This window comes from Luteibacter sp. W1I16, from assembly GCF_050434905.1.
Lineage (GTDB): Bacteria > Pseudomonadota > Gammaproteobacteria > Xanthomonadales > Rhodanobacteraceae > Luteibacter.
The window spans coordinates 3,648,840-3,666,870 of sequence record NZ_JBNDJJ010000001.1 but is presented as its reverse complement, the minus strand read 5'-3'; the positions used below and the strand labels follow the sequence as shown (position 1 = coordinate 3,666,870).

Here is an 18,031-nt window from a genome sequence, read left to right as displayed (position 1 = left end):
TATAGCCCAAGGCCTATGCAACCCGAACAACTCAAACCCATCGTGGAAGCGGCGCTCCTGGCGTCGACCCAGCCGATGACGATCGCGCAGTTGAAGGCGATCTTCGGCGAGGAAGAAGACGTCGGCACGGAAGAACTCACGGCCGCCCTGGCGTCGCTCGCCGGGGATTGCGAAGGACGCGGCGTCGAACTGGTCGAGGTCGCTTCCGGCTGGCGTTACCAGGTCCGTCGCGACGTGCATGCCTGGGTCTCGCGGATGTGGGCGGAAAAACCCAGCCGCTACTCGCGGGCCCTGCTCGAGACGCTGGCCCTGATCGCCTACCGACAGCCGATCACCCGTCCGGAAATCGAACAGATCCGCGGCGTGGTGGTCTCCTCGAACATCATCAAGACACTCGAAGAACGCGAATGGATCCGCGTCGTCGGCCATCGTGACGTGCCGGGCAAGCCCGCCCTGTTCGGCACCACGCGCGGCTTCCTCGACTATTTCAACCTCAAGTCGCTGGACGCCTTGCCCCCGCTTTCCGAGATCCGTGATCTCGAGGAACTCAATCCGCAGATGCGCTTCGAAGGTGACGCGATACCCGCGTCCGCCCACGCCGCGATACCGGACGATACGAATACCGCTACCGAGACCGCGCCCATCGAGGGCGACGAGGTCGAGGTCGCGAACCAGCTGCCTGCCGGCGACGATGTCGCCGCGGCTTCCCCCACTGCCGACGAGGCAGAGAACCCCGTAGGCGACGCCGAAGACGACGACGCCGAGAAAGATACCGAGGAGTCACGCGCATGAACGCGCCACAGCGATCCCTGCTCACCCTTAAGCGCGGCGGCGACAACCCCGCCGATAGCAACCAACAGCTCGAGGAGCGCCTGCACAAGGTCCTCGCCAATGCCGGACTCGGCTCGCGCCGGATGCTCGAACAGCGCATCCAGGCCGGCGAAGTCGAGGTCAACGGCACCGTCGCCACGATCGGCTCCAGCGTCCACGCCGGTGACCGCGTGGTGCTCGACGGCAAGCAGTTCGTCGTCGCCACCGACAACCGCAACGACGCCGAAGTGCTGGTCTACCACAAGCCCGAAGGCGTGGTGACCACGCGCGAGGACACCGAAGGCCGTCCCACCGTGTTCGAACAGTTGCCGCGCCTGCGTGGCGCGCGCTGGGTCGCCGTGGGCCGCCTCGACATCAACACCACCGGCCTGCTCCTGCTCACCACCGATGGCGAACTCGCCAACGCGCTGATGCACCCGAAGAGCGGCCTGGAGCGTGAATACCTTTGCCGCGTGCACGGCGAGGTGCCCGACGAAGTCATCGAGCGGCTCAAGGCTGGCGTGGAACTCGAAGACGGCCCCGCTCGCTTCGACGAGATCGCCACCATCAGCCGTGGTGGAAGCCATAGCTGGTTCCGCGTCACCATCCGCGAAGGCCGCAATCGCGAAGTCCGCCGCCTGTGGGACTCGCAGGGCTTCCTGGTCAGCCGCCTAAAGCGCATTCGCTACGGCACCGTCGAACTGCCGCGCGCGCTGCGCCGTGGCGATTGCGAATCGCTGGACGACACCGCGATCAAGGAACTGCGCGAGCGCGCGGGCCTGGGCGCACCGGCGCCCGTGCTGACGCTGAGCGCCGTGGTGCATCAGCGCCGCGCCCCGCGTCATATCACCGAATACAAGCCGGATACCCGCACCACGGGTGCGTGGAGTTCGGCGCGTCACGACGAAGCGCGTGAACTCACCGCCTTCGACCGCCTGCGCGACGATAATCCGCGCGGTGGACGTGGCGGTGCCGGCGGCCGCGGCGGTCGTGGTGGCCAGGGCGGCGCTCCGCGCCGCGAGGTCAACGGAAACGTCGCCCGCCCCGAACGTGGCGGTGCCGCCGGTGGTCCCGGTGGCCAGCGCAAGTCGCGCCGCGTCGCGCCGGGCCAGGAACTTCCGTCGATCCGCACGTGGTTCGCGGGCGATAGCCGTACCGGTGGCGGCAACGCGGCCGGTAACGCTGCGGGCAACCGCGGCCCGCGTCCGGGTGGACGTCCAGGCAACGCCGGTGGCGGCAACCGGCCGATGGGCCAGGGCCGTGCCGAAGGCAACCGCGCGGCAGGTCCGGGCCGTTCCGACGGCAACCGTGCGGCAGGCCCGGGGCGTTCCGACGGCAACCGTGCGCCGGCTGGCGCGCGTTTCGACGGCGGCGGCAATCGTGGTCGTGGCCCGGCCGGTGGCGGCAATCGCACGGGCGGTGGCGGCCAGGGTGGCGGCAACCGTGCCGGCGGTCCGCGTCCGGGTGGCAACCGCGGCGGTCGTCCGGGTGGCGGCGGTGGCGGTGGCGGCAACCGTAGCGGCAACCGCTAAGCGGGAGCCCGCGGTCGCCTAGCGCGACCGCTTCAATTTTCTTCACGGAAGTACGGGGAAGTACGGGAAGCACGGGGCCAAAGCCGTTCCGTGTGAATCCCCGCACCCGGGTGGGAAGCGGGCTGGCCCGCGATCCGTCACCCTGGAACGGGCCGAATGAACCGATGCATCGCATCCAAGCGAGCGGTCACAAGCCTCGCCCGATCAGGGTAAGGCTTCCTTCGCCAGCACGAAGATTGAGGAATCGCGGGCCAGCCCGCTTCCCACCCGAGTGCGGCAAGTGACAAGCGACATGGCGAATGCGAGGGCGACACCGAGCCATGCACCAGGCGAACCCCGGTAACGCGTGAAGAACCTTCATTTCGCGTGCCGCGAAGCCAGCTTCGCGGCCACCGTGTCGAAACCGATGCCGCGCGCACGCAAAACCACCATCAGATGGAACACGAGATCGGCGGCTTCGCCGATCAGCGCGTCGTCGTCCTCGGCGACCGCGGCGAGCGCCGTCTCGACGCCCTCCTCTCCCACTTTCTGCGCCATGCGGCGGATGCCGCCCTCGAATAGCGTCGTCGTGTAGCTGCCTTGTGGCCGTTCCGCATGTCGCGAAGCGACCAGCGCATCCAGTTCCGCGAGGAATCCCAGCGCCGGCGCGACGTCGTCGCCAAAGCAGCTCGTCGTGCCGGTATGGCACGTGGGCCCGGCGGGCAAGGCGCGCACGAGGATTGTGTCGGCGTCGCAATCGAGTCGTGCATCGACCAGGGCCAGCGTATCGCCCGAGGTTTCACCCTTGGTCCACAAGCGCTGCTTGCTTCGGCTGAAGAAGGTGACCTGGCCGAGCTCTCGTGTCTTCGCCAGCGCGGCCTCGTCCATGTAGCCCAGCATCAACACCTCGCCCGTGCGCGCGTGCTGCACGATCGCCGGCAGCAAGCCGTCGCCCTTGGCGAAATCGGGAAGCCTTCCGCTCATAACCTCACCTCGATGCCTTGCGCACGCAAGTCGCGTTTGAGCGCGGGAATACCGATATCGCCCGAATGGAACACGCTCGCCGCAAGCGCCGCATCAACGTCGGCGTCACGGAACACCTCGGTGAAGTGCGCAGGCGTGCCCGCGCCGCCGGAGGCGACCAGCGGCACATGGCTGATCGCCCGTGCCGCCTTCAACTGCTCGATGTCGTAGCCGCGACGGACGCCGTCGGTGCCCATGCAGTTGAGCACGATCTCGCCCGCGCCCAACCGCTGCACTTCCTCGATCCAGTCCAGCGTGCGCTTGCGCAAGGCGCGGGTGCGCGAAGGGTCGCCCGTGTATTGACGCACGCGCCATTGACCGTCGTCGTCGCGCAAGCTGTCCACGCCGACGACGACGCACTGCACGCCGAACGCGTCGGCGATCTCGCCGACCAGGGCCGGCCGCTCCAGCGCGGGTGAATTGATGGAGACCTTGTCCGCCCCGGCATGCAGGACCTCGCGCGCATCCTCGACGCTGCGGATGCCACCGGCCACGCAAAAAGGAATATCGATTTCCCGCGCCACACGCTCGACCCAATCACGGTCCACGCGACGGCCTTCCGGACTGGCGGTGATGTCGTAGAACACCAGTTCGTCGGCTCCCTCATCGCGGTAACGCAGGGCCAGCTCGACGATCTCGCCGACCACCACGTGGTCGCGGAAGCGCACGCCTTTCACCACCTGGCCGTCGCGCACGTCGAGACAGGGAACGATGCGACGATTCAGCATGACGCGTTCGCCTTCTCTGCGACGGCGAACGCGTCGGGTAGCGCAAAAGCGCCTTCCAGCAAGGCGCGGCCGAGGATGATGCCCGCGACGCCTTGCAGCGCGAGGCCGGCGACGTCGTCGAGCGAACGCACACCGCCCGAGGCCTGCACGTCCAGCGACGGCGCCAGCGTGGAAAGATGGCGATAGAGCGCGACATTTGGTCCGGTCATCGTGCCGTCGCGATCGATGTCGGTACAGAGGACGTGGCGTGCGCCGGCGGCTTCGTACCACGGCACGAGCTCGTCGAGCGTACGGACTTCATGGGCGGTCCAGCCGGCACTCGGCAATGTCCAGGTGCCATCGCGGAAACGCGTGTCCAAGGCCAGCACGATGCGATCGGCACCGTAATGGTCGATCCATCCCGCGACCGTCTCGGGCGCGCGTATGGCCATGCTACCGACCACCACGCGCTGCGCTCCCGCCGCCAACAACCGGCGCACGCCGTCTTCATCGCGGATGCCACCGCCGGCCTGCACGCGCAGCCGTCCCGCCGAGGCGATGCCGGCGATGGTGGCGAGGTTCTCGAAACGGCCGGTACGGGCACCGTCGAGGTCGACCACGTGCAACCACGTGGCGCCTTCGTCGGCGTAACGCGCGGCCAGCGCTTCTGGCTCGAAAGCGAAGGTGGTCTGCTGCGCATAGTCGCCCTGGAAAAGGCGGACGACCTTGCCGTCGCGCAGGTCGATGGCGGGAATGGGAAGCGTCATAGGGAAAGGAAATTCCGCAGGAGCTGAGCGCCCACGCCCGCCGAACGCTCGGGGTGGAATTGCATGCCCATGAAATTGCCGGCGGCGACGACGGCCGCGAAAGGCATGCCGTGCTCGCTGGCCACGAGGGTGTAATCGCCGGTGGGCACGGCGTAGCTGTGCACGAAGTAGGCTGTATCTCCGTCACGCAGGCCGGAGACGAGCGGGTGGCCGGTGGTGACATGAAGGCTGTTCCAGCCCATGTGCGGCACCCGCAAGCCCGGCGTATCGACGAAACGCCGCACCGTCGCGGGAACCACGCCGAGGCATTCGGTATCCGCTTCCTCCGAGCGCTCACAGAGCAACTGCATGCCGAGGCAGACGCCGAGCACCGGTTGGGTGAGCCCACGCATCACGTCGACCAGACCGGCCTCGCGCAGCATGCGCATGCCGGGCCCCGCCGCGCCCACGCCCGGCAGGATCACATGGCTCGCGGCACGAATAGCCGCCGCACTGGAGGTCAGCTCGGCATCGGTGCCAAGACGCTGCAACGCGTAGCGCACCGAACCGATATTGGTGCCACCCGCGTCGACGAGGACGACCCGCATCACAGGCTCCCCTTCGTGCTGGGCAGTTCCTCGCCCTCGCGGTGGATAGCCTGGCGCAACGTGCGCGCGACCACCTTGAAGCAACCTTCGACCATGTGGTGCGCGTTCTCCCCGTGCACGGTGAGGTGCAGGTTCGCGCCGAGCGTCTCGCATAGCGAGCGGAAGAAATGCGGCACGAGTTCGGTGGGTACGTCGCCGACGCGTTCACGCGGAAATTCGCCTTCGAAGACGAAGTACGGGCGGCCGGAAAGATCCAGCTCGGCACGCGCGGCGCTCTCGTCCATCGGCAACGCGAAGCCGTAGCGACCGATGCCGCGCTTGTCGCCGAGCGCCTGGCGCAGGGCCTGGCCAAGCGCCAGCGCCGAATCCTCGATGGTGTGGTGTTCGTCGATATGGGTGTCGCCATCGCAGCGCAGTTCGAGCGCGAAGCCGCCGTGCTTGCCGATCTGTTCGAGCATGTGGTCGAAGAAGCCCAGCCCCGTATGTACGACGGGGTCGGCGAGACGGTCGAGGTCCACGGCGACGCGGATCGACGTTTCCTTCGTCTTGCGCAGCACTTCGGCGGTGCGTGGCGCGTCGAGCAAGGCGTGCGCCACCTCGGCCCAGCTCGCCCCCCGGGCACCGACGAGAAAACCACGCACGCCCATGTTCGCCGCGAACACGAGATCGGTGTCGCGGTCGCCGACCATGGCCGACTGCGCACGGCTCCAGCTGTCGTCGGCAAGCCAGTGCCGGGCCAGGCCGGTGGCGGGCTTGCGGGTGTCGCGGTTTTCGTGGGGAAGGCTTCGGTCGATCAGTTGTTCGCGGAACGTGATGCCTTGCGAGGCGAAGAGCCGCAGCAGGAGTTGGTGCGGACCATCGAAGGCTTCCTGCGGGAACGCCGGCGTGCCCAGGCCATCCTGGTTAGTCACCATCACCAGTTCGTAGCCCGCACTTACGATGCGTTGCAGCGCGGCGATCACACCTGGCATCAGCGACAGCTTCTCGAAGCTGTCGATCTGCTCGTCGGCCGGCTCCTCGATGAGGCAGCCGTCGCGGTCGACGAAGAGGATTTTCCGGCTCATGCGACGGTTCCCGCACGAAGGATCGCGAGCACGCGATCGTTCTCGTTACCCGTGCCCACGGTAATACGCAACGCGTCGCCAAGACCCGGATATCTCGTGATGTCGCGCACGACGATACCGGCGGCAAGCAGACGCCGGTAAGTACCGGCGGCATCGTCGAAACGCACCGCGAGAAAATTCGCATGCGACGGCAACACCTCGCGAACTCCCGGCATGGTCGGTAGCTCCGCGAACATGCGCGCGCGTTCGGCAAGAATTTCCTGCAGGTGGTGGCGCTGTACACGCCTTCCTTCATAGGAGAGCGCCCCAAGCGCCGCGTCCACGCAGGGAGACGGCAACGGGTACGGAGGAATGATCCGGCGCAACAATCCGGTCACCTCGGCACGCGCCACCAGCGCGCCGACGCGAGCACCGGCGAGTGACCATGCCTTGGACAAGGTGCGCAGCACGGCCACGTTGTCGTGGCTGTCGATCAGCGACGTCGCACTGGCCACGCCGCTGAACTCGGCGTACGCCTCATCGATCACCAGCACGGCACGCCCCGCGAGCTCGCGCGCCAGACGTTCCAGCACTTCGCGCGCCACGAGGTTACCGGTGGGATTGTTCGGCGTGCAGACGAAAACGAGCTTGGTCGCCGGGGTGACGGCGGCGAGCAGCTTTCCGGCGTCGAGTTCACCGCCTGCTTCGAGTGGCACGTCGATCACCGCCGCGCCCTGGATGCGCGCGCAGACCGCGTACATGCCGAAGGTGGGTGGCGAGACGACGACGGCATCTTCACCAGCGCGACAGAAGGCACGCACGAGCAGGTCGATCGCCTCGTCGCTCCCCCGGGTCACGAGCACGCGGTCCGGGTCGCTGCCGTAGAGCTCCGCGAGCGCTTCCACCAGGGCTCGCGGCTGCGGATCCGGATAGCGATTCAATCCGTCGCCGCCGGGAATGTTCGGCGGCCGCGAAGACTCGTTCGCGTTGAGCAGGACGGTGCCGCCCTGCGCTTCCATGCGCGCGCTCGAATAAGGCGAAAGCGCGCGGATATCAGGGCGGGCCAGGTCGAGGACGCTCATGCGGCGGCATCCATCGCGGCAAGCCTCAAGGTCACCGCACGGCGGTGCGCCTCGAGTTGTTCGGCGGCGGCCAGCGTCGCGGCGCACGGCCCGATGACACGCAGACCCGAGGCGGAAACCTCCTGCACGGTGACCTGCTTCTGGAAGCTGGCGACCGAGACGCCGCTGTAACTGCGCGCGTACCCATAGGTCGGCAACACGTGGTTGCTGCCGCTGCAGTAATCGCCGACGGATTCAGGCGTCCACTCGCCGAGGAAGACCGAGCCGGCCGATTCGACGGAGCCTAGCAGCGCGCGTGGATCGGCGGTCTGGATGATGAGGTGTTCGGGCGCGTAGCGATTGCTGACCGCCACGGCTTCGACGAGGTCTCCCACCAGCACGAGCCTGCTTTCCGCCAGAGCCTTGCCGGCGATATCCGCCCGGGGCAAGGTGTCCCGTTGCCGCTCTACCTCGACCGCCACACGGTCGAGCAAGTCCGCCGAGGGGCTGACCAGCAAAACCTGCGAGTCCGGACCATGCTCCGCTTGCGATAACAGGTCGGCGGCGACGAAGCGCGGGTCGGCATCGGCATCGGCGATCACCAGCACTTCGGACGGGCCGGCCGGCATGTCGATGGCTGCCCCGGCGGGGTCACCCGCCACCTGCAACTTCGCCTCGGTGACCCATGCATTGCCGGGGCCGAAGATTTTGTCGCAGCGTGGAACGCTTGCGGTTCCATAGGCCATCGCCGCGACCGCCTGCGCGCCGCCGAGCTTGAAGACGCGATGCACGCCGGTCACTTTCGCGGCGAACAACACGGCGTCGTCGCAGCGGCCATCGGCCTGCACCGGCGTGCAAAGCACCACCTCGCGGCACCCCGCGATGGCCGCCGGCACGCCGAGCATGATCGCGGTGGATGGCAAGGGCGCGCCACCCGCGGGCACGTACAGCCCTACCCTGCCGATAGGCCGCAAAACCCGTTCCACTCGCACGCCGGGAGCGGTGTCGACCGCTATAGCCTTCGGCGCCGTCGCGCGATGGAAGGCCTCGATGCGACCGGCGGCTTCGATCACGGCCGCTTTCAGTTCGGGCGCGAGACGCGCCTCGGCCGCGGCGAACTCCTCGTCGCCAACCTCCAATCCTTGCAGGCGGGTGCCGTCGTAGCGCGCCGTGAGTTCGAACAAGGCTTCGTCACCACGCCGGCGCACGTCGGCCACGATGATCTCCACGCCTTCGCGCAATGCCACCGAGCGCGACTGCGCGGGCCGCGCCAACGCGGCGTCGCGGCCCTTCTCGTCCAGGGTCGTCCAGTCGATTCGTTTCATGCCAGCATCTTCTCCACCGGCAGCACCAGCATGTCGCGGGCGCCGGCGCGTTTCATATCTTCGAGCTGGCGCCAGCTCACCGAGCCGGCGCACAGCGCCTGAAGGACGACCTGGTCGGGTGCGCCGTCCACCGGCGTCAGTGTCGGCACGGGGCTGCCCGGCAAGAGACGCGTGATGGCGGCCAGCGCGTCACGCGGCGCCTGCATCAGGATCAGGCGCGAGTCGCGCACCTGGATGACCCCATCGAGGCGACGCAGGAGCAGTTCGGCGATTTCGCCACGCTCGTCGGGCGGCAACTCGCGATGCCCGGCGAGTACCGCTTCACTCTCCACCACCATCGCCGCTTCCCTCAACTGGTTGGCGACCAGCGTGGCACCACTGGAAACCAGATCGCAGATCGCATCGGCCGTGCCCAGACGCGGCGCGATCTCCACGGAGCCCGCGAGCATCACGACCTTCGCGTCGATGCCATGGGTTCGCAGCCATTCGCCCAGCAGTCCGGGGTACGAGGTGGCGATGCGCTGGCCCTGGAGTTGTTCCGGGCCCTCGTAGGCATCTTCCTGGGGCACGGCGATGGACAGGCGGCAATGGCCGAAGCCCAGCGACCGCAACTCGTCGATACCCGCGCCGGCGTCCGCGTTGGACAGCTGGAACTCGCGAAGGACGTTGCGACCGACGATGCCGAGATCGCAGACGCCCTCGGCGATCAGGCCGGGTATGTCGTCGTCGCGGACCAGCAGGAGATCGACGGGCTCGCCTTCGCCGAAGCAGAACAGCTTGTCGCGGCTCTGTCGGAACTTGAGGCCACAGCGCGCGAGCAGCTCTTGTGCCGGTTCGGTGAGCCGCCCCGACTTCTGCATGGCGATCCGCAGGCGGTCGCGCGGCTTCACGCGGCACCTCCCAGGTTGCGCCGGGCCGCAGCGGCCATGTAGCCGCCACTGCCCTGGTTGAGGTAGCGGGCGACGCGGCCGATCGTGGTGATGCTCACCGCCGTCCGTTCGTGGATCTCGCGATACGAGCGGCCCTCCAGCAGATGGGGCACCACCCGCCAGCGGTCCACCATGACCTCGATTTCGGCAGGGGTGCACAGGTCATGCAGGAAAGCCCGCATCTCCTCCACCGTGGACATGCCCAAGAGGGCTTCGCACAGGCTGGTTTCCGCCGAATCGGCCGGGGTTTCGGGATCGAGGGAGCGACGCTTCATAGTGTACTAACGCGTTAATACGATAACGCATCCTACCTCTGCAACCCTGAAGTGGCAAGCGCCGACACGTGATTGCGCTTTTCTTCCATATATTTCGGGGCTTCGGCCCGCCACCATGACGAGATTCCATCGCCATGAGGCCTGACATGACGAGTACCGTGATCATCGCCGACGACCATCCGGTGGTCGTCGCGGGGGTCGAGACCATTCTCAAGGCGCACCGCTACGAGGTCGTCGCACGCGCCCACGATACCGACACGTTGTTCGACTCCCTCGCCGAACACCCCTGCGACGTCGTCGTCACCGACTATTCCATGCCAGAGGGGAGCCAGCCCGATGGCATGCCCATGCTCCGTCGCATCCGGGCTACCCGCCCGGATACCGGCATCGTGGTGCTCACGATGATGTCCAACCCGGCGATCCTGCGCAGCCTGCTCGACATGGGCGTCGCGGCCATCTTCGACAAGCGCACCAACCTGCGTGACATTCCGGTGGCGGTGCATGCCGCCGATGTAGGCCGCTCCTACCTCAGCCCCGCCATACGGCGTTTGTTCCATGAGGCCGACTGCGCGAATGGCCACGACGATTCCACCCGGTTATCCCCACGCGAGGTCGAGGTGCTGCGCGCTTTCGCGCAAGGGCACGGCCTGGGCGATATCGCGGTCCTGATGGGCCGCAGCTTCAAGACCATCAGCCGGCAGAAGCGCTCGGCCATGAACAAGCTGGGCCTCGTCAACGACGCCCAGCTCTACCAATACCTGGCCGGCGTACGCGCCGGCTTGCTCGACGACTGGTCCCCCGCGATGGAAGCCGCGTCGACGCTTCGTTTCGTCGGGTCGTGAAGGTCAGCCGTCGACGAGGCGCCCGGAGGCGACCAACTCGCATACCGCGCGCACGTCGCCATCCATCGCCCGATCGCGTTGCATGAAGGCGATGTGCTCGCGCAGGGACGCCAGGGCGGCTCGCACGGCCACGCCGCCATGGAAGTCGTCCGCGGCGGCGAGCGCATCCATAAGCGCACGCACTTCCCGTTCGAAGAGCGCGTAGTGCGGTGAATCCGGACGTGGCGCGCCCGAGATCTTCGCTGCCAACGCCTGCCAGTCGCCCCGATGGGCCAGCGAGCGCGCCGCGTTGAGCATGTCCTGCCGGTATTCCAGCGCCTGCGCCGCCGTATAGAGCTCCATCGCGAGCACATGGCCGAGGTCTTCGGTCATCTCCAGCACGTGGCGCGCCTCGTTGGCACCCATCGAGACATGATCCTCCGCGTTGGCGCTGGTCGGCACCGAATACACCGATGCCGGATGCGCACGCGTGGCCAGGTCGTTGACGAGCGCAGCCGCCGTGTACTGGACGATCATGAAGCCGGAGTCGGTCGCGTCCTCATTGCCGATCAGGAAGGCCGGCAGGCCATCGTTGTTGGCCGGGTCGACCAGCTTGGCCGTGCGCCGCTCGGAGATCGACGCCAGCACCGGGATCGACGCCTTGACGTAGCTCATCGCCAGCGCCAGCGGCATGCCGTGGAAATGGCCGGCGGAGATCACCTGGTCTTCGATGACCTCCGCGTTCTCGGCGTCCGGGAATACCAACGGATTGTCGGTCACCGCGTTCAGCTCGACATCGAACACCCGGCAGGCCTGTTCCCAGGCATCGCGCACCGCGCCGTGCACCTGGGGCGCGCAACGCAGGCAGTAAGCATCCTGTGGCTGGTGCTTCTTGCCGCCCTTGAACGGGAGGAAGCGCGAGTAGAAGGCTTCTTTGCCGTGACGTTGCGTGGCCGGCACCCAGTCCCAGCCGATGTCGAAACGATGCCCCTGGTCGGCGGGATCGGACCAGGCGTCCGACAGCCACGGGCGGAAACGGGGCACGAGGTGGTAAGGAATATCGGCAAGCGTCGACCCTTCGAGCAGGCTGCGGATATTCCGCGCCGCATCGACCTGGCCCGGATGCGGGCGCAACGCGTGCACCTGTTCGGCATAGGCGCCAGTGCGGCCGGCAAAGGCGTCCAGCGTCATCGCGGCGGCGAGATCCGCGGTACGGATCAGCATGTCCATCGTGTCGAGCGCGAGTACGCCCGTGGCGAGCATCTGCGTCGTGCCGTTGTTCAGGGCCAGGCCTTCCTTGAAGGAAAGCCGCACCGGCTCGAGGCCGGCCGCGGCCAGGGCCTTGGCACCCGGCATGCGCTCGCCCTTGTAGAAGGCTTCGCCGCCACCGAGCAGCACGATCGCAAGATGGGATAGCGGCGCGAGATCGCCGCTGGCGCCGACCGAACCTTTCTCCGGAATGACCGGAATGACGTCACGGTTGAGCAACTCGGCCAAGGCACGCAGCGTTTCCACGCGGATGCCGGAGTGGCCGCGCATCAACGTGTTGACGCGGATGGCCAGCATCGCGCGAACGACTTCCGCGGAGAACGGCTTACCCACGCATACGGCGTGCGTGATGATGAGGTTGTGCTGCAGCTCTTCCAGCAACGTCCCTTCGCGCGGCTCCGGGTTGCCACCAGGAAGTTCGTCGCGCACACGATGCGCGCCGAGCAGCTTGTCGGCATTGCTGCCGAAACCCGTGGTGACGCCGTAGATCGGTTCGCCGCCACCCACCTTCTCGGCAAGGAAATCGGCGGCGCGCTTCACCTTGACCAGTTGCGCCTCGTCGAGGCGGATCGTGGCGCCGCAGCGAGCGATGTCGGCGACCTGGGCCCGCGTGAGGCTGCGCCCGTCGAGAAGGATACTGCTGGTCATGGGAAAGGCCGTGATAAGTCGAGGAATAGGATGGATCAGACGCCGATTTCAGCCTGGGCCAGTTCGACGCGCAGTGTCTTCACGAGCTCCGCGCGAGGCACCTCGAACTGATCCTCGCGGCGAAGATCCTTCACCGTGACGACACCCTTGGCGATCTCGTCCTCACCGAGCACCACCACGAAGCGGATGCCTGCGCGGTCGGCGTATTTGAACTGCTTGCCCAGCTTGCCGCCCTCGAGCACCACCTCGGTGGCGATGCCGGCCGTACGCAACTCATTGGCCACGGCGAGGTAGGTGGGCAACTGGGCCGGGTCCATCTGCGTGACGAGGACGTCGACCGTACTCCGCGCGGTGGAGATCAAGCCGGCGTCGCGAAGCTGCCAGTAAAGACGGGTCAGCCCGATGGAAATACCCACGCCCGGCAGGTGCGACTTGGTGTATTGGCCAGCGAGGTTTTCATAACGCCCACCCGAGCAGATCGAGCCGATGCCGGGATGATCGTCCAGCGTGGTCTCATACACGGTTCCCGTGTAGTAATCGAGACCGCGGGCGATCGACAGGTTCAACGCGAAGTGTGTCTCCGGCACGCCGAAGTCACGGATCAGGGAAAGCACTTCCTTCAGCTCGGCCCTGCCCTGTTCGAAGGTTTCCGAGCCCTGGCCCAGCGCGTCGAGCTTCGCGAAGGCATCGTCCACCGAGGTGGAGCGCACTTGCACGAAGGCGAGGATCTTGGCGGCCACTTCGGCGGAGAGGCCGAACGTCTCGCCCGTGAGGGTATCGCGCACATAGTCGGCGCCGCGCTTGTCGAGCTTGTCGACCTCGCGCAGCACGAGCATCTGCTGTTCGGTGTCGGCGATGCCGAGGTTCTCGAAATAGCCGCGCATCAACCTGCGGTTGTTGAGCTGGATGGTGAACGCGCCGATGTTCAGTTCACGGAAGACGCTGTAGATCACCGCCGGGATTTCAGCGTCGTAGCGGACGGACAGGGAATCCTTACCCACCACATCGATGTCGCACTGGTAGAACTCACGGAAGCGGCCACGCTGCGCACGCTCGCCACGGTAGACGCGCTGCATTTGGTACCGGCGGAACGGGAAGCTCAGGTCGTGCTCGTGCTCGGCGACGTAACGCGCCAGAGGCACGGTGAGGTCGAAACGCAGTGCCAGTTCCGGCACACCGCCCTTTTCCGCCGCCGCGCCCAGGGAGCCGGTCGACTGGACGAAGTACACCTGGCGCTCGGTCTCCCCACCCGTCTTGGTCAGCAGCACGTCGCTATGCTCGATGGCCGGCGTCTCGATCGGCAGGAAGCCGAATCGCTCATAGTTACGGCGGATCGTATCCAGCATGCGCTGGAAGGCGATCTGGTCGAGCGGCAGGAGCTCGAGGACACCGGGCATGGTGCGGGCCGGGGTGAGTGCCATGCAATTCCTCTTCGGACAGGCTGTACGGGCGCCGCCATGCGGCAGCCGCATAGATTAGCAGATGGCCGCCGGTAGCCCGGCCGCCAAAATGTAAAAAAGATGCGAGGACCTGTTGCCAAGGGTGGGCCCCGTGGCTAATATACGCGGCTCCCGTCGGGGTGTAGCTCAGCCTGGTAGAGCGCTACGTTCGGGACGTAGAAGTCGCAGGTTCGAATCCTGTCTCCCCGACCAATGTTTGATGAAAGCACCGGCCCATTGGCCGGTGTTTTTGTTTGTGCGCCTGGCGAAGTGTCGCTTGAGGTGGGAGCCACTTGGGGTGGGAGCCGACCCTGTCGGCGATGGGTGCTTGCTGTAACCTGGCCCGCTGCCGCGGGATCGCCGACAGGGTCGGCTCCCACCGAGCTGGCGGCTCCACACATTGGCGGCTCCACAAAAACTGCCATTCCCACAACGCAAAACGCCCCACGAGGGGGCGTCTTGCGTAACTGGCGGAGAGTGAGGGATTCGAACCCTCGATAAGGCTTTTGACCCTATACTCCCTTAGCAGGGGAGCCCCTTCGGCCTCTCGGGCAACTCTCCGTGATCGTCGTCGAGGAACGAGCCTTAACGAGCCAGCAAGGATACTTTGCCTTGCTGCGGCCGTAAAGACTTTACTGGTCGTCCCCGGAATGGCCGGCCGGATCGTTCTCGTTCTTGATGCGCTGGTAAATTTCCTCGCGATGCACCGCGACGTTCTTCGGCGCATTGATGCCGATGCGCACCTGGTTACCCTTCACACCCAGAACGGTGACGGTCACCTCGTCGCCGATCATCAGGGTTTCACCGACCCGGCGGGTCAGAATCAGCATGATTGATACTCCATAAAATCAGGTATTGGCTTCCCCACCAACGACAACCTCACCCCGAGTGCTTGCCGTCAATGGATCGACGTTCCGACCATCGAAGGCCGATTGCCTTCCCCGGCTCTTGTTGTGTGTGTGTCGCTGACCAGCTGTCCTGCCACTCTCGATCCGAAGGATCGATGCCGAAGGATGCATTCGACATTCGGATGATACTAGCCGAGCCAAACCGGGGGACGCAACGCACATAGCCGTGAATGCGCGCGTCGAAGCGCCTTTTGGCGTGTCGACGCGCACTCCGGCTATCTCCCGTTCAGCGCAGGCGGGCTTCCACCCACGCCGGAATGCCAGCAAGAACGGCCGGCAGGGCCGGACTGTCGAGACCACCGCCCTGGGCCATGTCGGTCCGGCCGCCGCCTTTGCCTTCGATGTGGGAAGCCACCTCGGCGACCAGATCGCCTGCCTTGACCCGGCCCAACGCCGAGCCACCGACACCGGCCACGAGCGAAACGCGGCCATCCGCCGCGCCCGCAAGGACGACGGCACAGTCACCCAGCTTCTGCTTCAACGCATCCAGGCTGTCACGCAGCGACTTGGCATCCAGGCCCTCGATACGCGCCGCGACGACCTTGATCCCGGCCACGTCCACGGCGGCGGCGGCGAGATCGGCCGACGCCGAGCTAGCCGCCTTGGCCTTGTAGGATTCGACCTCGCGCTCGAGCTTCTTCTGCCGGTCGAACAACTGGCGCAGCTTCTCGATCACTTCGTCGCCGTTAGCGCCGACCAAGTTCGAGACTTCACCCAGCACGCGTTCCTCATCCGCGACCCGGGCCAGGGCACCGGCACCGGTGACCGCCTCGATACGGCGCACGCCAGCGGCGACGCCCGATTCGGAGACGATCTTGAACAAGCCGATATCGCCGGTACGCGACACATGCGTGCCGCCGCAGAGTTCGGTCGAGAAGTCGCCCATCTTCAGAACACGTACTTCGGAACCGTACTTCTCACCGAACAAGGCGATGGCGCCGAAGTCGATCGCCTCGTCGTAACCCATGTGATGAACTTCCGCCTGGGCGTTGCGACGGACCTCGGCGTTGACCATGCGCTCGATCTGCGCCAGTTCCTCGGCGGTGACCGGCTTGAAATGCGAAAAATCGAAGCGCAAGCGCTCAGGCGCGACCAGCGAGCCCTTCTGAGCCACGTGGTCGCCGAGCACGGTGCGCAAGGCTGCGTGCAGCAGGTGCGTCGCCGAATGGTTGAGCACGGTGGCCTGGCGCTGCGCCGCATCCACCGATGCGACGACGATGGCGCCTTTCTCGAGCGGCGCGGAACCTTGCCATGTGCCGAAGTGTGCGAAGAACGCGCCTGCGACCTTTTGCGTATCCTCAACAGCGAACGCGCCCGAAGGATTGCGCAGCATGCCGGTATCGCCGACCTGCCCACCGGACTCGGCGTAGAAAGGCGTGCGGTCGAGCAGTACGAACGCGTCCTCGCCATCGGTGAGCCGGTCGACGGCCTTGCCGTCGCGGACGATGGCGAGGACTGTCGCATCGGCAAGATCAAGGATGTCGTAGCCGGTGAACACCGTCGGTGCCAGCGCGCTGGCGACCTCGGCGGGAAGCTGCGCCTTGCTGCCGAAGTTACTGGCGGCGCGGGCGCGGGCGCGCTGCTCACCCATGGCGCGTTCGAAACCATCCATGTCGACGGTCATGCCGCGCTCGCGCGCGATATCGGCGGTGAGGTCGACGGGGAACCCGTAGGTGTCGTAAAGCCTGAAGGCATCGACGCCCGGGATGATCTGGCCCGACTTCGCGGCGATATCGTCGAACAGGCGCATGCCGTGCTCGAGGGTTTCGCCGAACCGCTCTTCCTCGGTTTTGAGCGCCTGCTCCACGAAGGATTGCTTTGCGGCGATCTCGGGATACGCCTCACCCATTTCAGCGACGAGCGGCGCCACCATCTTCCAGAAGAAATCGCCGCGCACGCCGAGCATCCAGCCGTGCCGCAAGGCACGACGAATGATGCGGCGGAGCACGTAGCCACGGCCTTCGTTGGACGGCAGGACCCCGTCGACGATCAGGAACGAGCAGGCACGGATATGATCGGCGATGACACGCAACGACTTGTTCGCGAGGTCGGCCGTGCCGGTCAGACGCGAGGCCTCCGCGATCAGGTGCGCAAACAGGTCGATTTCATAGTTGGAGTGCACGTGTTGCAGCACCGCGGCCAGACGCTCCAGGCCCATGCCAGTGTCGACGCACGGCGCCGGCAGCGGCGAGAGCGTGCCGTCCGGGGCACGGTCGAACTGCATGAACACGAGGTTCCAGATTTCGATATAACGGTCGCCGTCCTCGTCGGGCGAACCCGGGGGGCCGCCAGCCACGTCAGGGCCATGGTCGTAGAAGATCTCGGTGCAGGGCCCGCAGGGGCCGGTATCGGCCATCTGCCAGAAGTTGTCCGACGCGAAGGGTGCCCCCTTGTTGTCTCCAATGCGGACGATGCGGTCCGCCGGCACGCCGACTTCCTTGTTCCAGATGTCATAGGCCTCATCGTCGGTGTGATAGACGGTGACCCACAGGCGGTCGGCAGGAAGCTTGTAAACCGAGGTGAGCAATTCCCAGGCGTAGCGGATGGCGTCGCGCTTGAAGTAGTCGCCGAACGACCAGTTGCCAAGCATCTCGAAAAAGGTGTGATGCCGCGCGGTGTAGCCCACGGCGTCGAGATCGTTGTGCTTGCCACCGGCGCGCAGGCAGCGCTGGACGTCGGCCGCACGCACGTAGCCTGGCTTTTCACTGCCGAGGAATACGTTCTTGAACGGGACCATGCCCGAGTTCGTGAACAGCAGCGTGGGGTCGTTCGACGGCACCAGCGATGCCGAGGGCACGATGGTGTGGTCCTTGGAGCGGAAGAATTCGAGGAAGGTCGAACGGATCTGGGCGGTTTTCATGAGCGATCGTGGCGTGGGAGCTGCGAGATATGTCGCGGGGACGCTCCG

At 66.3% G+C, this 18,031-nt stretch carries 16 protein-coding genes and 2 tRNA genes; 4 read left to right on the top strand and 14 right to left on the bottom strand.

Annotated elements, in window-relative coordinates:
- Positions 1–15: 15 nt before the first annotated feature.
- Together scpB and QFZ41_RS16095 are read left to right on the top strand one after the other, a co-directional pair.
- The gene (gene scpB, locus QFZ41_RS16100) at positions 16–792 is read left to right on the top strand and encodes an SMC-Scp complex subunit ScpB (RefSeq protein ID WP_429199668.1); all 777 of its coding nucleotides are present in this window, start codon (positions 16–18) and stop codon (positions 790–792) included.
- The gene (locus tag QFZ41_RS16095) at positions 789–2,342 is read left to right on the top strand and encodes a pseudouridine synthase (RefSeq protein ID WP_429199667.1); all 1,554 of its coding nucleotides are present in this window, start codon (positions 789–791) and stop codon (positions 2,340–2,342) included. The genes scpB and QFZ41_RS16095 overlap by 4 nt, the downstream gene beginning before the upstream one ends.
- Before the next feature lie 357 nt (positions 2,343–2,699).
- On the opposite strand, the gene hisIE is transcribed toward QFZ41_RS16095, so the two are convergent.
- From hisIE to QFZ41_RS16050, 9 genes are read right to left on the bottom strand one after another with little or no spacing between them, the layout of a single operon-like run.
- Positions 2,700–3,305 (bottom strand): bifunctional phosphoribosyl-AMP cyclohydrolase/phosphoribosyl-ATP diphosphatase HisIE, encoded by a 606-nt coding sequence (gene hisIE / locus QFZ41_RS16090; protein ID WP_429199666.1) that lies wholly within the window; start codon positions 3,303–3,305, stop codon positions 2,700–2,702.
- Positions 3,302–4,072 carry an imidazole glycerol phosphate synthase subunit HisF gene (gene hisF / locus QFZ41_RS16085; protein WP_429199665.1) on the bottom strand — a complete coding sequence of 257 codons (771 nt, stop codon included), beginning with the start codon at positions 4,070–4,072 and terminating at the stop codon, positions 3,302–3,304. The genes hisIE and hisF overlap by 4 nt, the downstream gene beginning before the upstream one ends.
- Complete coding sequence (gene hisA / locus QFZ41_RS16080; RefSeq protein ID WP_429199664.1) at positions 4,066–4,818, bottom strand: 1-(5-phosphoribosyl)-5-[(5-phosphoribosylamino)methylideneamino]imidazole-4-carboxamide isomerase; 753 nt, start codon at positions 4,816–4,818, stop codon at positions 4,066–4,068. The genes hisF and hisA overlap by 7 nt, the downstream gene beginning before the upstream one ends.
- Entirely contained in the window at positions 4,815–5,405 is a 591-nt protein-coding gene (gene hisH / locus QFZ41_RS16075; RefSeq protein ID WP_429199663.1) for an imidazole glycerol phosphate synthase subunit HisH, read from the bottom strand. Before hisH ends, hisA begins: the two co-directional genes overlap by 4 nt.
- Positions 5,405–6,469: a bifunctional histidinol-phosphatase/imidazoleglycerol-phosphate dehydratase HisB gene (gene hisB, locus QFZ41_RS16070; RefSeq protein ID WP_429199662.1), complete on the bottom strand. Its 1,065-nt coding sequence runs from the start codon at positions 6,467–6,469 to the stop codon at positions 5,405–5,407. The genes hisH and hisB overlap by 1 nt, the downstream gene beginning before the upstream one ends.
- Positions 6,466–7,530 (bottom strand): histidinol-phosphate transaminase, encoded by a 1,065-nt coding sequence (hisC, locus tag QFZ41_RS16065; RefSeq protein WP_429199661.1) that lies wholly within the window; start codon positions 7,528–7,530, stop codon positions 6,466–6,468. Before hisC ends, hisB begins: the two co-directional genes overlap by 4 nt.
- Positions 7,527–8,834: a histidinol dehydrogenase gene (hisD, locus tag QFZ41_RS16060; RefSeq protein ID WP_429199660.1), complete on the bottom strand. Its 1,308-nt coding sequence runs from the start codon at positions 8,832–8,834 to the stop codon at positions 7,527–7,529. Before hisD ends, hisC begins: the two co-directional genes overlap by 4 nt.
- Complete coding sequence (gene hisG, locus QFZ41_RS16055; RefSeq protein ID WP_429200268.1) at positions 8,831–9,694, bottom strand: ATP phosphoribosyltransferase; 864 nt, start codon at positions 9,692–9,694, stop codon at positions 8,831–8,833. Before hisG ends, hisD begins: the two co-directional genes overlap by 4 nt.
- A gap of 26 nt (positions 9,695–9,720) precedes the next feature.
- Positions 9,721–10,038: a YerC/YecD family TrpR-related protein gene (locus QFZ41_RS16050; protein WP_429199659.1), complete on the bottom strand. Its 318-nt coding sequence runs from the start codon at positions 10,036–10,038 to the stop codon at positions 9,721–9,723.
- Positions 10,039–10,184: 146 nt separating this feature from the next.
- Between QFZ41_RS16050 and QFZ41_RS16045 the strand changes: the two genes are divergently transcribed.
- Positions 10,185–10,880, top strand: coding sequence for a response regulator (locus QFZ41_RS16045; RefSeq protein WP_429199658.1), 696 nt, complete (start codon positions 10,185–10,187; stop codon positions 10,878–10,880).
- Positions 10,881–10,883: 3 nt separating this feature from the next.
- Here the strand turns inward: QFZ41_RS16045 and QFZ41_RS16040 are convergent, their stop codons facing one another.
- Positions 10,884–12,776, bottom strand: a complete 1,893-nt coding sequence (locus tag QFZ41_RS16040) for an HAL/PAL/TAL family ammonia-lyase (protein ID WP_429199657.1) — start codon at positions 12,774–12,776, stop codon at positions 10,884–10,886.
- Between the two features lie 35 nt (positions 12,777–12,811).
- Entirely contained in the window at positions 12,812–14,197 is a 1,386-nt protein-coding gene (hisS, locus tag QFZ41_RS16035) for a histidine--tRNA ligase (protein ID WP_429199656.1), read from the bottom strand.
- 154 nt (positions 14,198–14,351) lie between these two features.
- Here hisS and QFZ41_RS16030 point away from each other — a divergent pair.
- Positions 14,352–14,428: transfer RNA gene (locus QFZ41_RS16030), tRNA-Pro, on the top strand.
- 255 nt (positions 14,429–14,683) lie between these two features.
- Here QFZ41_RS16030 and QFZ41_RS16025 read toward each other — a convergent pair.
- The 3 genes from QFZ41_RS16025 to alaS form a co-directional block, all read right to left on the bottom strand.
- Positions 14,684–14,776 (bottom strand) — tRNA-Ser (locus tag QFZ41_RS16025).
- Positions 14,777–14,847: 71 nt separating this feature from the next.
- Positions 14,848–15,045 (bottom strand): carbon storage regulator CsrA, encoded by a 198-nt coding sequence (csrA, locus tag QFZ41_RS16020; RefSeq protein ID WP_072323041.1) that lies wholly within the window; start codon positions 15,043–15,045, stop codon positions 14,848–14,850.
- 304 nt (positions 15,046–15,349) lie between these two features.
- Positions 15,350–17,983 carry an alanine--tRNA ligase gene (gene alaS, locus QFZ41_RS16015; RefSeq protein WP_429199655.1) on the bottom strand — a complete coding sequence of 878 codons (2,634 nt, stop codon included), beginning with the start codon at positions 17,981–17,983 and terminating at the stop codon, positions 15,350–15,352.
- Positions 17,984–18,031: the final 48 nt, after the last annotated feature.